The sequence below is a fragment of the Microbispora sp. KK1-11 genome, from assembly GCF_006874435.1.
Classification (GTDB): Bacteria; Actinomycetota; Actinomycetes; order Streptosporangiales; family Streptosporangiaceae; genus Microbispora; species Microbispora catharanthi.
In genome coordinates, this window is the sequence record NZ_VIRJ01000035.1 from 38592 (window position 1) to 53672 (window position 15081).

At 72.9% G+C, this 15081-nt stretch carries 14 protein-coding genes; 10 read left to right on the top strand and 4 right to left on the bottom strand.

What is annotated here, in order from left to right; genetic code table 11:
• The first annotated feature begins 10 nt into the window (after window positions 1-10).
• From cysD to FLW16_RS35900, 5 genes are all read left to right on the top strand, one after another.
• Window positions 11-925 carry a sulfate adenylyltransferase subunit CysD gene (gene cysD / locus FLW16_RS35880; RefSeq protein WP_142565059.1) on the top strand — a complete coding sequence of 305 codons (915 nt, stop codon included), beginning with the start codon at window positions 11-13 and terminating at the stop codon, window positions 923-925.
• The gene (gene cysN / locus FLW16_RS35885; RefSeq protein ID WP_139577274.1) at window positions 925-2187 is read left to right on the top strand and encodes a sulfate adenylyltransferase subunit CysN; all 1263 of its coding nucleotides are present in this window, start codon (window positions 925-927) and stop codon (window positions 2185-2187) included. Before cysD ends, cysN begins: the two co-directional genes overlap by 1 nt.
• A gap of 298 nt (window positions 2188-2485) precedes the next feature.
• Window positions 2486-3409, top strand: a complete 924-nt coding sequence (locus FLW16_RS35890) for a sulfotransferase (RefSeq protein WP_260615957.1) — start codon at window positions 2486-2488, stop codon at window positions 3407-3409.
• Entirely contained in the window at window positions 3406-4341 is a 936-nt protein-coding gene (locus FLW16_RS35895; protein WP_142565060.1) for a glycosyltransferase family 2 protein, read from the top strand. The genes FLW16_RS35890 and FLW16_RS35895 overlap by 4 nt, the downstream gene beginning before the upstream one ends.
• Entirely contained in the window at window positions 4341-5273 is a 933-nt protein-coding gene (locus tag FLW16_RS35900; protein WP_142565062.1) for a WecB/TagA/CpsF family glycosyltransferase, read from the top strand. The genes FLW16_RS35895 and FLW16_RS35900 overlap by 1 nt, the downstream gene beginning before the upstream one ends.
• A gap of 24 nt (window positions 5274-5297) precedes the next feature.
• Here FLW16_RS35900 and FLW16_RS35905 read toward each other — a convergent pair whose 3' ends face one another.
• Complete coding sequence (locus FLW16_RS35905) at window positions 5298-5672, bottom strand: DoxX family protein (protein WP_142565063.1); 375 nt, start codon at window positions 5670-5672, stop codon at window positions 5298-5300.
• Window positions 5673-5843: 171 nt separating this feature from the next.
• Window positions 5844-9221 (bottom strand): phosphodiester glycosidase family protein, encoded by a 3378-nt coding sequence (locus FLW16_RS35910; RefSeq protein ID WP_185949736.1) that lies wholly within the window; start codon window positions 9219-9221, stop codon window positions 5844-5846.
• A gap of 164 nt (window positions 9222-9385) precedes the next feature.
• Between FLW16_RS35910 and FLW16_RS35915 the strand changes: the two genes are divergently transcribed.
• From FLW16_RS35915 to FLW16_RS35930, 4 genes are all read left to right on the top strand, one after another.
• Complete coding sequence (locus FLW16_RS35915) at window positions 9386-9604, top strand: hypothetical protein (protein ID WP_142565066.1); 219 nt, start codon at window positions 9386-9388, stop codon at window positions 9602-9604.
• Window positions 9605-9734: 130 nt separating this feature from the next.
• Window positions 9735-10358, top strand: a complete 624-nt coding sequence (locus FLW16_RS35920; protein WP_142565068.1) for a dihydrofolate reductase family protein — start codon at window positions 9735-9737, stop codon at window positions 10356-10358.
• Window positions 10359-10411: 53 nt separating this feature from the next.
• A complete protein-coding gene (locus FLW16_RS35925; protein ID WP_142565070.1) occupies window positions 10412-10735 on the top strand; it encodes a YciI family protein in 324 nt (107 codons plus the stop codon).
• Window positions 10732-11973, top strand: coding sequence for an RNA polymerase sigma factor (locus FLW16_RS35930; RefSeq protein ID WP_142565072.1), 1242 nt, complete (start codon window positions 10732-10734; stop codon window positions 11971-11973). The genes FLW16_RS35925 and FLW16_RS35930 overlap by 4 nt, the downstream gene beginning before the upstream one ends.
• Before the next feature lie 91 nt (window positions 11974-12064).
• Here the strand turns inward: FLW16_RS35930 and FLW16_RS35935 are convergent, their stop codons facing one another.
• Entirely contained in the window at window positions 12065-13309 is a 1245-nt protein-coding gene (locus tag FLW16_RS35935; RefSeq protein ID WP_142565073.1) for an RNA polymerase sigma factor, read from the bottom strand.
• Window positions 13306-13620, bottom strand: coding sequence for a YciI family protein (locus FLW16_RS45635; RefSeq protein ID WP_260615959.1), 315 nt, complete (start codon window positions 13618-13620; stop codon window positions 13306-13308). Before FLW16_RS45635 ends, FLW16_RS35935 begins: the two co-directional genes overlap by 4 nt.
• A 169-nt stretch (window positions 13621-13789) precedes the next feature.
• Between FLW16_RS45635 and FLW16_RS35945 the strand changes: the two genes are divergently transcribed.
• Entirely contained in the window at window positions 13790-15073 is a 1284-nt protein-coding gene (locus FLW16_RS35945) for an MFS transporter (RefSeq protein WP_185949737.1), read from the top strand.
• The last annotated feature ends 8 nt before the right edge of the window (window positions 15074-15081 follow it).

The window sequence follows — 15081 nt, forward strand, 5'->3', positions numbered from 1 at the left end:
GGAAGTCCCCATGCTTCAGCGTGACTACACCACGTCGCAGCTCGACGTGCTCGAGGCCGAGGCGATCCACATCATGCGTGAGGTCGCGGCCGAGTTCGAGCGCCCGTGTCTGCTCTTCTCCGGCGGCAAGGACTCGATCGTCATGCTGCGGGTCGCCGAGAAGGCCTTCTGGCCGGCGCCGATCCCCTTCCCCTTGATGCACGTCGACACCGGGCACAACTTCCCGGAGGTCATCGAGTTCCGCGACCGGCGGGTCGCCGAGCTGGGCGCGCGGCTGGTGGTCGCGTCGGTCCAGGCGTCGATCGACGCCGGGCGGGTGGTCGAGCAGACCGGGCGGCGGGCCTCCCGCAACCGGCTGCAGACCACGACGCTGCTGGACGCCATCGAGGAGCACGAGTTCGACGCGGTGTTCGGCGGGGCCCGGCGCGACGAGGAGAAGGCCCGGGCCAAGGAGCGGGTGTTCTCCTTCCGCGACGAGTTCGGCCAGTGGGACCCGAAGAACCAGCGCCCCGAGCTCTGGAACCTCTACAACACCAAGATCAGCAGGGGCGAGCACATCCGCGTGTTCCCGCTGTCGAACTGGACCGAGCTGGACGTGTGGCACTACATCCGGCGTGAGGGCATCGAGATCCCGTCGATCTACTTCTCCCACAGCCGGACGGTCTTCGAGCGCGACGGCATGCTGCTGGCCGACTCCGAGGTGGTCCAGCGGGGCGACGACGAGCCGACGTTCGAGGCCGTCGTCCGCTACCGCACGGTCGGCGACATGACCTGCACCGGCGCGGTCGCCTCGACCGCCACCACGATCGACCAGATCATCGACGAGATCGCCGCCACCCGGATCACCGAGCGCGGCGCCACCCGCGCCGACGACCGGGCCTCCGAGGCCGCCATGGAAGATCGCAAGAAGGAAGGCTACTTCTGATGGACATCCTTCGTTTCGCGACGGCGGGCAGCGTCGACGACGGCAAGTCGACGCTGATCGGGCGGCTGCTGTTCGACTCCAAGGCGATCTTCGAAGACCAGCTCGAAGCGGTCGAGCGCACCTCCCGCGACCGGGGCACGGAGTACACCGACCTGTCGCTGCTCACCGACGGCCTGCGGGCCGAGCGCGAGCAGGGCATCACGATCGACGTGGCCTACCGCTACTTCGCCACGCCCAAGCGGAAGTTCATCATCGCCGACACCCCCGGGCACATCCAGTACACCCGGAACATGGTCACCGGCGCCTCCACGGCCGACCTGGCGATCATCCTGATCGACGCGCGCAAGGGCGTGCTGGAGCAGTCGCGGCGGCACGCCTTCCTGACCACGCTGCTGCGGGTGCCGCACCTGGTGCTCGCGGTCAACAAGATGGACCTCGTCGACTACTCCGAGGCCCGGTTCGAGGAGATCCGCGAGGAGTTCACCGCGTTCGCCAGCAAGCTGAACGCGTCCGACCTCACGTTCATCCCGATCTCGGCGCTGCACGGCGACAACGTGGTCTCCCGTTCCGAGAACATGCCGTGGTACGAGGGCTCCTCGCTGCTGCACCACCTGGAGAACGTGCACATCGCCTCCGACCGCAACCTGGTCGACGTGCGCTTCCCTGTGCAGTACGTCATCCGCCCGCACAGCGCGACCAGCCAGGAGCTGCACGACTACCGGGGATACGCCGGGCAGGTCGCGGGCGGCGTGCTCAAGCCGGGCGACGAGGTGCTGCACCTGCCCTCCGGCCTGACCACGACGATCACCGGGATCGACACCTTCGACGGCCCGGTGGAGGAGGCGTTCGCGCCGATGTCGGTCACGCTGCGCCTGGGCGACGACATCGACATCTCCCGGGGCGACATGATCTGCCGGCCGAACAACCAGCCGCAGGCCGCCCAGGAGATCGACGCGATGATCTGCTGGATGGCCGACGGCCTGAAGCTCCAGCCGCGCTCCAAGCTGATCATCAAGCACACCACCCGTACGGCCCGGGCCCTCGTGCGGGACCTGCACTACCGGCTCGACGTCAACACCCTGCACCGGGACGAGTCGGCCACCGCTCTCGGCCTGAACGAGATCGGCCGGGTGTCACTGCGGACGACCCAGCCGTTGTTCGTGGACGACTACGCCCGCAACCGCCTCACCGGCGGCTTCATCCTGATCGACGAGGCCACCAACGGCACCGTCGGCGCCGGGATGATCGTCGACGCCCGCTGACCGGGGCTTCCGCAAGGACCTGGGAGGTCCCGCTCAGGCGGCCTGCGAGGGCGAGGCACAAGGCAGCGCTCCAGCTCATGGGGCGGCGCTGCCCGTGCCCGCCCTGCAGGCCCCCGTGGAGACCGTGGGCCGACCGCGGGGGAGTGCTGCGTCGAGCTGCGCTCCTCCTGAGGCTTCACCCGCCCCCGGCCGTCCCGTTCTGCCGCAGGCGGGCTCGTAGATCCTTTGGCGATTGGAGGCCGTCGCATTACGCTCCGCGCTAGGGTCGTCACGTTTCGCATCCATCCGTGGAGGACACGTGGCCGACGCTCAGCCGGTGATCTTCGTGGGCGGCCTGGGACGCAGCGGTAGCACCCTGCTCGAACGCCTCCTCGGCGAGGTGCCCGGCGTGGCGCCGCTCGGCGAGGTCGTCCACCTGTGGGACCGCGGCGTACGCGCCGACGAGCCGTGCGGCTGCGGGCAGCGGTTCTCCCAGTGCCCGTTCTGGACGAAGGTGGGCGCCCGCGCGTTCGGACAGTGGCGGCAGAGCCAGGCAGGGTGGCTGCCCGGCCTGCGCGCCCGCGTCGACCGGACCCGCCGCGTGCCCGTCCTCGCCCTCGGGCTCGCGACACGTGAGGCCGAACTGGCCGAGTACGTCCGGTCGTACGCGCGCATCTACGCGGCGGCGGCGGAGGTGGCCGACGCCCGGGTCGTCGTCGACTCCAGCAAGCACGCCTCCCTGGCGTACTGCCTGGCGGCGATCATGGATATGCGGGTCGTGCACGTGGTGCGCGATCCGCGGGCGGTGGCCGCGTCGTGGCGGCGCAGGGTGCGCAGGCCCGAGGACGGGCGGCCGATGACCCGCTGGACGCCCGCGCGCACCGCCGTCCACTGGCTGGCCCAGAACCTGGCCTTCGAAGTGCTGCGCCGCAAGGGCGTGGAGGTCGTCCGGGTGCGTCACGAGGACCTGGTGCGCGATCCGCACGCGACCCTGGGGCGCCTGGCCGCGCGGCTCGGGCTTCCCACCGGCGGGCTCGCCTTCCTGGACGACCGCCACGCGCTGCTCGGCGTCGCGCACACCGTCTCCGGCAACCCGATGCGTTTCTCGGTGGGGCCGATCGAGATACGCCACCGTCCGGCGCCCCTGCCCCGGCCCCAGCGGTGGCTGGTCACCGCGATCACCCTCCCCCTTCTTCTCTTCTACGGCTATCGCCTCGCCTACCGCCCGGGAACCCGGCGATGAGGCCGTCCGTCGGCGTGGTCGTCCCCACGCGGGGCGACCGGCCCGGCCCGCTGCGGGCCGCGCTGACCGGAGTGCTCGCCCAGGAGTACGCCGGCCCCGTCGAGGTGGTGGTCGTGGCCGACGGTGTGCCCGCCTCCCTCGTCGCCCAGCAGGTGTCTGGCCTTGCCGATTCGGAGGCCGGATCGGCGGCCGGGGGAGCGGTCCGGAGCGTCCGCGTGCTGGGCAACCGGCGGGCCGCCGGCCTGCCGGGCGCGCGCAACACCGGGATCTCGGTGCTCGGCACGGACTTCGTCGCCTTCTGCGACGACGACGACCTCTGGCTGCCCGGCAAGCTGGCCGCCCAGATCGCCGCGCTGGTGGAGGAGCCCGACGCCGGCTTCGCGAGTTGCGCCGTCGAGGTCGAGTACGGCGACCGCAGGGTGCCGCGGCTGGCCGGCACCGGCCGGGTGACCCATCGGCACCTCACCCGCTCGCGCATGATGATGGTGCATTCCTCGACGTTCCTGTTCCGCCGGGGCTGGACATGGGTGGACGAGAGCGCGCCGTCCGGTCAGAACGAGGACTGGGACCTCGCGCTGCGGGCCGCCTGGCGGCATCCGATCGTCCACGTCGACCGGCCGCTCGTGCGGGTGCGCTGGGGCTCTTCGCACTACGTGGGACGCTGGGCCGACCGGATCGCGGGGCTGGAGTGGATGCTCGCCCGGCATCCCGGGCTGGCGGCGGAACCGCGGGGCGCGGCCCGTGTCTACGGGCAGCTCGCCTTCTGCCACGCGGCCCTCGGCCGGCGGCGCGAGGCCGCCCGCTGGTCGCTGCGCGCCTTCTCCGCCAGGCCGGGTGAGCCGAGGGCAGCGGTGGCGCTGGCGGTCGCCGGAGGGCTGGTCAGCCCGCGCGCCGTGCTGCACGCCCTCCACCGTCACGGCCACGGCATCTGATGGCCGAGCCCTCGCCGGCGCGTACGGCGGCCGTGAACCCGGCGACGCCGGTGTGGCTGTGGTCCGAGGCGGCCGGAACCCAGGTGGCCGCGGCACAGGCGGCCCTGGCGCGGGCGGGCAGGGCTCGCGTGGACAGGGTTCGCGTGGACAGGGCTCGGAGGGACAGGGTTCGGGTGGGCGGAGTGCTGCTCGACCGGCTCACCGAGGCACAGGTGGTCGCGCGGGTGATGGCCGCGCTGGAGCGTGGCACGGGCGGACACGTCGTCACGCCGAACGTCGACATCTGCCGTGCCGCCGCCCGCGACCCCTCCCTGCGCGCGCTGATCGACGCGGTCGAACTCGCCGTGGCCGACGGCATGCCGCTGGTCTGGGCGTCGCGCCTGCTCGGGCGTCCGCTGCCGGAACGGGTGACGGGAGCCGACCTGATCTGGTCGCTGACCGGGGCGGCCGCGGCCCGCGGCCTGCCCGTCTACCTGATCGGGGGACCGCCCGGCGTCGCCGAGGCGGCGCGGGACGCGCTGTGCGGGCGGCATCCGGGTCTGGTCGTGGCGGGCGTCCATGCGCCGCCGTACGGGTTCGAGTCCAGCCCGGCGGCGCTGGCGGAGGTGCGGGGGCGGCTCGTCGCCGCGCGGCCATCCCTGGTCTTCGTGGGTCTCGGGTTCCCCCGGCAGGACCGGCTCGTCGCGGAGCTGCGGGCCGACCTGCCGGGCGCCTGGTTCGTGGGGTGCGGTGCGGCCATCGCGTTCGCCGCAGGTTCGGTGCGCCGGGCCCCGGGCTGGATGGGCGACCACGGGCTCGAATGGCTGTTCCGCCTGATCAGCGAGCCCCAGCGGCTCGCCCGCCGCTACTTGGTCGACGACCTCCCCTTCGCCCTCCGCCTCCTGTCGGGCGCCCTGCTGCGCAGAACCTTCGGGTCGCGAAGCAGGGGCTAGGAAGCACGGGTCAGGAAGCAGGGGTTAGAAGGCGTACGGGCCGAAGCGGCCCCAGGCGACCGCGGCGGCCAGCACCAGGATCACCAGGTTGACGACGATGACCTGGGATTCCGCGCGACGGACGTGGACGACGACCGCTCCGGCCATGAGCAGGGCGATGCCGAGCGCGGCGAGCGGCGTCAGCACCGGGGCGATGCCCGTGACGGCGGGCAGGACGAGGCCGAAGGCGATCAGCACCTCGAGAGCGCCGAGGCCCTTGACCGCGCCCGCGGGGAAGTCCTCGGTCCAGGCCATGCCGGACAGGGCCAGCCGGTCCTTCGGCTGGGCGAGCTTCATCACCCCGGCGACGAGGAAGGCGAGGGTGAGCAGGCCGGCGATGACCCACAGGACGACGTTCATGGGGAGTCCGTTCTTGCGACAGCAGAGCGAAATGTAGCGGATGGGCGAGCCGCGGCCATCGCCGCGGATCGCTGCCACGCCTGCCGCGGCCGTGGATGCGGGAACGGCGGGCCGGTCGCTCTCGATGAGGGAGACCGGCCCGCCGCTCTCATCGGGCCTACTGAGCTCCTCCTATCGGGCCTGCTGGGCCACGGTGACCGTGGCCGAGGCGGTCTGCCCTCCCGACGTGACCGTGAGGGTGGCCTGGCCGGGCCGTACACCGGTGAGCGTGTGCGTGGACAGGTCGAGCACCGCGACGACGCCGTGGCGGTGTGCCGCCTTCTTCGCGTCCGCGGCCGACTCGGCCACCGCGAGGGCGCGGTCGCCGCTCCAGGTCACGCTGGCCGGGTACGCCAGCGGGAGCGTCAGGTTCGCGCCGCTGGTGCTGCCCGTCGCCGAGACCTCCGCCGAGGCGCCCGGGGCGAGCGTGCCGGGCACCGACAGGGAGATCTTGTCGATCAGCGGGTTCGTCCGCGCCACGACCCAGTCACGGGTCTCCGGGCTGGGACGGCCCGCCTCGACCTCGCCGGGCCGGGGATCGACGCCGACGAGTTCCCACCCGAAGAACCCGCCCTTGTCCGGCGAACTGTAGGGCGTCTTGCCCACCGGCGGCGTGGTGACCTCCAGCACGCCGTCCGACCTGGTCGCGGCGGCGGTGTGGGCGTGGCCGGTGAACAACGCCACCGGCTTGCCCGACGACTCCCGCCAGTCGGCGAGCCACTTCTCGACGAGGTCCGCCTCACGCTGGTCGGAGAACTGGGACGCGCCCGCCCCCGAGGGGTCGCGGAGGGGGTGGTGGAAGACGACCGCGACGGACTTCACGGACCTGTCCTTCGCCGCGGCGTCCAGGTCCTGCCGCAGCTCCGGCACCTGCGACCAGTCGGACGTCCGCAGCCCGCCCAGCGTGGTGTTGAGCAGGACGAAGCGGGTGCCCTTGTGGTCGAACGCCTGGTGGGCCGGCCGCCCGGTGGCGAGGAAGTTGTCCAGGGTCCCCGTCGCCGTGGCCCCGGACTCGTGGTTGCCCGGCGTCCAGTAGACCGGCAGGTCCGCCGGCACGTTGGCCTTGAGGATCTCCTGGGCGAGTGCGAAGTCGGCCGGAGTGTTGTTGTCCACGAAGTCGCCGTTGATCACGATGAAGTCGGGCTTCGCGGCGACGGCCTGCTTCAGCGCGGCGGCCGCCTGCTGCGCCGCGAACGACGTCGTGCCCCCGGCCGCGCCCACGTGCAGGTCGGACATGATCGCGAACCGCCAGCGCGAACGGTCGATGTCGGCCTGCTCAAGGACGAACGGATCGGGGGTCCGGGTGTCGCCGGTGGCGAGATCCTGCCCGACCAGCGCGGTGAGCCCGTCGAACCTGAGCTGTCCCGCGTCCTTGGCGAGGTTGGACGTCTCGACCACGTACACGTTGAGCAGCGTGATCGGCTCGGTGAAGCCGGTGGGCAGGGCGCCCTCGACCCACTTCCATCCGGTCCAGTCGACGACGGTGGCGAAGGTGAAGGGGACGTTCGTCGTGCCCTGCGACCGCAGCGTGGCCCGCAGCCAGTGCCCGCGGCCGTCGCCGTACACCCACAGCCCGAGCCGCCTGGTGCCGGTCGGCAGGGTGAGCGGCCCGGGCTTGGCCACCGCGTACGCCGCCGAGGTGCCGGAGGTGCCGGTGAAGTCGTAGGTGAGCGCGAGGGCCTGGTTGCCTGCCGCCGCGCCGGGACGGTCCGCGGCGTCGACGCCCGCCACCGACGCGGTGGCCTTGGCCGTCGAGACGCCCCAGGGCTCGCCGCCGTCGAACTCGGCCAGCGACCCGCGCTTCAGCCCGACGGCGACGGGCAGGTGCGCGACCTTGCCCTGGACGGTCGCGGTGATCACGGCGCCGCGGCCGTCGGCCGCCTCCAGCCCGGTGACCGTGAACGACCCGTCGTCGCGCGGCTCCACCTTCACCACGGCCGTGTCGTAGTCCAGGTCGACGTCGCGGGCGGCGATCGGCGCGTCGAAGCCGTCGGCGTCGGTGCCGGCGACCCCCACGACGGCCGAGCCGCCGGCGTCCAGGGTCAGGCTCGTGGTGGTGAACGCGACGGCGGACAGATCGCCGAGCACGCGGACGTCCGCCGCGCCGTGCGCCCGCCCCGAGCGGGCCTCGATCTCGCCCTCCCCGGAACGCTCGGCGTGCAGCACGCCGTCGCGCACGGTGCCGAGCTTCCCGGCGTTCCAACGGACGGGGTCGCCCTTGCCGCCGTCGAGGGCGACCGGGGCGTACGACTCGTCGTACCCGGCGGCGGAGACGCCGACGGTGAGCCCGGGGAAGACGCGCGGCGCGCTCGTCCGCACCGCGATGCCCTTGAGCAATCCCGATCCCTTCGCGGCGAACAGCCCGACTCCGCTGGGGATGGGCCGCTCACCACCGTCCGACGGGGTGTTGACCACGCTCACCCCGGGGTCGCCGGGCGTGCGGGCGACGAGATCGGACGAGCCGCCGCCGTCGAGCATGAACGCCTCGTCGGCGCCGAGCCGCACGAGGAGCTTGGCCGTCTCGTCGAAGCTCAGACCGGCCGAGAAGTTGGCCGAGCCGTCGACGGTCACGAGCAGGAGCCGCCTGCCTCCGTCGCGCCAGCCGATCGCGGTACGCGGCTTCGGCGCGTCGTTGCCCGTCGAGGGCGGGAAGTCGACGGCCTGGCCGTCCCGCACGAGGACCGCTCCGCTGCCCAGCGCGGTGCGCAGCTTCGCGGGGGAGTCGGTGCGCAGGCCGGTGGTGAGCGTCACCGGGTCGCCGGCCTTGGCGGTGGCGAGCGGGGCCGCCGCGCTCCCCACGCCCACGACCACCAGGCCTCCGGCGGGCACCGAGGTCGTGGTGACCGCGTCGTTCACCGCCGTGACGGCGCCGCCGGAGACGACCAGCTCGGTGACGGGCGTGCCGTGGCCGATCAGCGTGCGCAGGCCCGGCCCCCACTGGTCGGTGAAGACCGAGACGGCGTTCGCGGGCAGGGACGCCGAATTGAGCGAGGCGACCGGACGGTCCGTGCCGCCCACCGTCACCGTGCTCTCCAGCAGCGTGCTCGCGAGCCGGGCGATCTTGTCCTCGCCCACCGAGGCGACCGTGGCGGGCTGGGCGGTCGCCTTGCGCACCTGGCCGTCCCTGACCTCGGGGCCGATGACCGCGTTGGTCTGGTTGATGTCGTAGTAGTCCCCGTTGACCGCGGCCACGGCTCCCGCGGCGTCCGCCGACTTCGACAGCGCCCGCGTCTCGGTCAGCGTGCCGCCGACCATGCCCACGTCCACCCGGTCGTCCGCCAGGTCGGCGTTGAGCACGTGGGCGCGGGTCCAGCCCGTACGGCCGAAGGTGTCGAACGACGTCAGCACGACGCCGGGGGCGATCACACGGTCGGTGCGGGCCGCCTCGACCGACTCGCCGGGGACGGTGGTCTGGTAGCCGGGTGGTTCGGCCGGCCTGTCACCGGGGGGCGTCTCGGCCCATGCCGTCCCGCCGACGGCCACGGAGCCCGCGGCGACGACCGCTGCCACGGCGACAATGTGCGCAAATTTGCGCATTCTGTACCTCCAAGCAATAACGGGCCTGAAGGTAGACAATCTCTAAACCGATCTTCCGTCCACGGCATGACGCCGCAATGACCACCCCATGAACGACGGATCTTCCCGCCGCGGAGATCGGGTTTTACGCTTCCGCCATGTCCGCTGAGCGCTTCGAGCCCTTCCCCGGCGACCTGAACCCCGCAAGCGCGTCCGCGCGGCGTTGCACATGGCACACCCCCGGCAACCAGCCGTGCCCGCAGCCGCCCCGCAACGTCGTACGCACGAAGGACGGACGGCGCTGGTCCGCCTGCGAAGCGGCCGTCCGCGAGATCGCCGCCAAGGAGGGGGTCCCACTCCCCGACGACCTGCTCTGAATCCCCCGGGGCCGAGGAGAGAAAGCTTTTCGAAGAAATCCGGGAGGCGGTGTCGGATCGCGGCGGTGGCGTTCGTAGCAGGGGTGAGGCCGCCCACAAGGGGCGGCGCCAAGGCAGAGGAACCGCGATCATGAAGCTGACGACCGTGACCCAGGTAACCGTCGATGGAGTGACGCAGGGGAACGGCGGCGTGTCGGACGAGGACCGCAGGAACGGATTCGAGCGCGGCGGATGGGCCCTGGGCAAGGGCGACGACGAGACCCACGCGTTCATCAACCAGACCTACCGGCGCGCCGAGGCGTTCCTGTTCGGCCGGCGGACCTACGAGCTGTTCGCCGGCTCGTGGGGGACCTTGACGGTCCGGGATGCCCCTGGCTGGGAGGGCGTCGTGGAAGCGTTGAACACACGGGCCAAGTACGTGGCGTCGACCACGCTCACCGATCCGGCGTGGTCGGACACGACCGTCCTGTCCGGAGACGTCGCGGCCGCCGTACGAGAACTGAAGGCCCGGCCGGGGGGTGAGTTGCAGGTGCACGGCAGTGGCATCCTGACCCGGTGGCTGCTGGAGAACGATCTGGTCGACGAGATGACTCTGATCATCGTCCCGGTGGTCGTCGGCCAGGGCGCGCGGCTGTTCCCCGACGCCGGCCCGGATCTCGCGCTCGACCTGGTCGAGTCGCGCGTCGACTCCAAGGGCGTGACGATCCAGGTCTACCGGCCGGCCGGGCGCCCGCAGTACGCGCCGACGGCGTGAAGTCCCTGACCACCGAACCACGCTGGTCCTACACCGCAGGAGATGATCTTCAGATGCGCTACCTGGTTTCCGTGATCGACGACAAGAGCAATCCCGGCAGCACGGACAGGCAGCCTGCCATCAGCGCGTTCAACGAACGACTGATCGCCGAGGGCTACTGGGTTTTCGCGGGCGGACTCGCGGACACCGACGCGGCCACGGTCATCGACAACCGGGGCGGGGAGGCGATGGTCACCGACGGGCCCTTCCTGGAGTCGAAGGAGTACCTCGCCGGCGTCTGGGTGTGGGAGGCCCCCGACCTGGATGTGGCGCTCAAGCTCGCCGCCGAGGCGTCGAAGGTCTGCGACCGGAAGATCGAGGTGCGGCCGTTCCTGTGAACGACGTCGACGTCCGCGAGGCGATCACCCGGGCCCACCACGAGGAGTGGGCCCGGGTGGTCGCCTCCCTGACCAGGCGCTTCGGTGACCTCGACATCGCCGAGGAGGCGGCCGCCGAGGCGTTCGCGACCGCCGTGCAGCGGTGGCCGGCCGACGGCGTGCCCCCCAACCCCGGCGCCTGGCTGACCACCACCGCCAACCACAGAGCCATCGACCGGATCCGGCGCGAGAACAAACGCGACGACAAGCAGAAGGAGGCTCAGATGTCGTACGGCGATGACCCGCCCGAGCCTGTCGGCGCCATCGACGACGACCGGCTGCGGCTGATCTTCACCTGCTGTCACCCGGCGTTGGCGATGGAGACCCGCGTGGCGCTGACGCTGCGCATGGTCGCCGGCCTGACCATGCCCGAGATCGCCCGCGCCTTCCTGGTGGCCGAGAGCGCCATGGGGCAGCGGATCACCCGCGCGAAGGCCAAGATCAAGGCGGCGCGCATTCCCTATCGGGTGCCGTCGGCGGAGGATCTCCCGGCGCGCGTCTCCGGCGTCCTCGCCGTCCTCTACCTCGTCTTCAACGAGGGCTACCTGGCCACCGGCCCCGACACCGATCCCGTACGGCACGAGCTGACCGCCGAGGCGATCCGGCTCACTCGCCTGATCCGTGCCCTCCTGCCGGACGACGGTGAGGTGGCCGGGCTGCTGGCGCTGATGCTCCTGACCGAGGCCCGCCGCCCCGCCCGGGTCTCGGCCGGCGGCGAACTGGTCACGCTCGTCGAGCAGGACCGTGGGGCCTGGGACGCGGAGCTGATCGCCGAGGGGCACCGGCTGGTGCGCGAGCGCCTCGCCGCTGCCGCCGCCGGGGTGGCTCCGGGTCGCTACCAGATCCTCGCGGCGATCAACGCCGTGCACACCTCCGCCCGCGACATGCGCGACACCGACTGGTCGCAGGTCCTCGCCCTCTACGACCAGCTCGTCCGCCTCGACTCCTCGCCGATCATCGCCCTCAACCGGGCCATCGCGGTCGCCGAGATCGACGGCCCTGAGGTGGCACTGGCGGCCGTCGACCGTCTCGAGCCCAGGCTGGCCGGCTATCACGCCTACCACGCCACCCGCGCCGACCTGCTGCGCCGGCTGGGCCGTGGCCGGGAGTCGCGCGCGGCCTACGACAAAGCCATCGACCTGGCGGGTAACACCGCCGAGATCGTCTCCCTGACCCGCCGCCGCGACCAACTGCGGTAGCGCCCACGGACGCATCTCGCACAGGAGGTTCGGTGGTGTTCCGCCGGCGGCAGGTGCCCGGCAGGCAGGGGCCGCACGACCGCGCCGCCTGTCAGGTCCCACCGGTCTCGGCACGTCTGCGGGCGAGGTAGCGGCGCTCCGCGTCGGTCGGCGCGAGCGCCAGGGCCTCCTCGTAGGCCTGCGCCGCGTCCGCCGTACGGCCCAGCCTGCGCAGCAGGTCGGCACGGGTCGCGGCGAGCAGGTGGTGCCCGGCCAGCGCGTCGCCCGCCCGCAGTTCGTCGACCAGTCGCAGACCTGCGAGGGGGCCGTCGGCCATCGCCACGGCCACCGCCCGGTTCAGCTCGACCACCGGAGACGGCGCCAGCCGTACGAGCTGTGCGTAAAGACCGGCGATCTGCGGCCAGTCGGTGTCGTCCGGGTCGAGGGCGGTGGCGTGACAGGCGGCGATGGCCGCCTGCACCTGGTAGGGCCCGGGGCGGCGGCGCGCCAGCGCGTCGTCCAGCAGCCGCAGCCCCTCCTCGATCTCGTCGTGGTCCCACTGCGCGCGATCCTGGAACTCCAGGGTGACGATGTCGCCCGCCGCGTCGAACCGGGCCGCGCGCCGCGAGTCCTGCAGCAGCATCAGCGCGAGCAGCCCCTGCGCCTCGGGCTCGCCCGGCATCAGCCCGGCGAGCACCCGGGCCAGCCGGATGGCCTCGGCGGTCAGCTCCGGCCGGGCGGGGCTCGGCCCGCCGCTGGCCGAGTATCCCTCGGTGAACAGGACGTACAGCACGCCGAGCACCCCCGCAGTCCGCTCGGCCAGCAGGTGCGCGGGCGGCACCCGGTAGGGGATGCCGGCGTTGCGGATCTTCTTCTTGGCCCTGACCAGCCGCTGCGCCATGGTCGTCTCCGGCACCATGAACGCCGCGGCGATCTCGGCCGTGGTCAGCCCTGCGAGCGTACGGAGGGTGAGGGCGACCTGCGCCTCCAGCGGCAGGGCCGGGTGACAGCAGGTGAACATCAGGCGCAACCGGTCGTCGGGCACGTGGTCCTCCTCCACCGGCTCCGGATCGGGGGCAGCCGGCGTGGCCGCGATCGAGCGGAGGCGTGCCGTCTCGGACGTGGCCCGGCGGAGCCGGTCCAGCGCCCGGTTGCGGGCCGCCGTGGTGAGCCACGCCCCGGGACGGCGCGGCACGCCGTCCCGGGGCCAGCGGGCGAGTGCCTGGGCGAAGGCGTCCTGGGCGCACTCCTCTGCCAGGTCCCAGTCGCCGGTCAGCCGGATGAGCGTGGCGACGACGCGGCCCCACTCCTCTCGGAACGCCTCCTCGACGACCCGGGTGACGTCGGCGCCGCTCATTCCGGCCAGAACGGCCTCACCTCGATCGAGCCGAACGACGCCACGGGATGCTTCTGGGCGATCTCGATGGCCTCGTCCAGGTCGGCGCACTCGATGATGTCGAAGCCGGCGATCTGCTCCTTGGTCTCGGCGAACGGCCCCTGGGTCACCAGTCCGGCTCGCACCGTCGTGGCGTCGCCGACCGGGCACAGGCGATGCCCGTCGAGCCGCACTCCGCGGCGCTCCGTCTCCTCGATCCACGGCTCGGGATCGGCCTGCTCGGGGGTGACTTCGACCGACTCCTCGGCGCAGATCAACAGCAGGTATTTCAACGGCTTCCTCCTCCGGACACGGGCCGCCCCGCGCGGCCGCTCTCCTCTACGACGCGGTGCGTCGCCGAAATCGACATCCGATCCCGCCCGGATGTCGAAAATCCGCCTCCGCGCCGTCGTCCTTCCGGGAGGCGCCCGTCGGGAGGCGCCGTACGGGAAGGCGGGACGCATGTCCGAGGTGGCCCGGGACGCCGGTCGGGAGCGACGACGAGAGGGCCGGGAGGGCAGAGCCGTGCGACGGGCACGCGCGGCGGTGACGGCGGTGTTCGCCGTGAACGGCGCCCTGATCGCCGCGTTCGCGGTCCGCACACCGTCGCTGAAGACGGAGCACGCTCTGACGGCCGGGCTGCTCGGGCTCCTGACCGCCCTGGTCGGCGTGGCGGCGCTCGCCGCCACGCAGGTCGCCGGGCGCCTCGCGGCGCGGATCGGCAGTGCGTGGGTCGTGCGGATCGCCGCGGTCGCGCTTCCCCTCGCCCTGCTCGGGGTGGGCCTCGCCGGCGGGCCCGTCCACCTGGCCGCGGCCATGCTCCTCGTCGGCGCCGCGAACGGGCTGCTCGACACGGCGATGAACGCGCAGGCGGTGATGGTCGAACGGGCGGCGCACCGTCCCATCATGAACGGCTGCCACGCGGCCTGGAGCATCGGCTCCGTGGCCGGGTCGCTCACCGGTGGGGCCGCGGCGCAGGCGGGCATGTCCCTCACCACGCACTACCTGATCCTGGGAGCGGCCGTGACGGCCGTCGTCCTGGTGGTGGGCGGGCGACTGCCCGCCGAGGAGCCTTCCGCGGGGCCCTCGCCCGCGCGTACGGACGACGGAGCCGGACGGCGCGGACGGCGAGCGGGCTGGGCGCGCCGCGTCCTGCTCCTCGGCGCGATGGGCGCGGCGGTGCTGGCCTGCGAAGGGGCCGTCATCACCTGGAGCGGGGTGTTCCTGCACGAGGACCTCGGCGCCTCGCTGGGCACGGCCTCGCTGGGCCTCGTCGCCTTCACCGCCTGGCAGACGGCAGGACGGCTGGTGGGCGACCGGCTGTCCGCCCGGCACCCGGCACGTGTCCTGGTGCGGAGCGGCGCTGCCTTGGCGGCCGCCGGCCTGACGGCGGTGGTCGTGGCCCCCACGCCGATCCTCGCGGTCGCCGGGTTCGCCCTCGCCGGTCTCGGGCTGGCGACGCCGCTGCCGCTGATCTTCAGCGCGGCCGGGCACGCGGGCACGGAGGAGGGCGGCGCGGGAGCGACCGCCGCGGTCGCCCGGCTCACCACCATGACGTACTCCGCCATGCTGCTCGCTCCGGCGCTCGTCGGCCGCGTCGCAGAGGCGCTCGGGCTGACCTGGACGCTGGCGCTGCTGGTGCCGCCGTTGGTGACCGTGGCCTGGAAGGCTCCGGTGGTGGCGCGCACCCCGTCGAGCTCGACCCCGCCCGTCGTCGCGGCGGGTGTGCCGGACGAGGCGCTCTGACGGTCCCG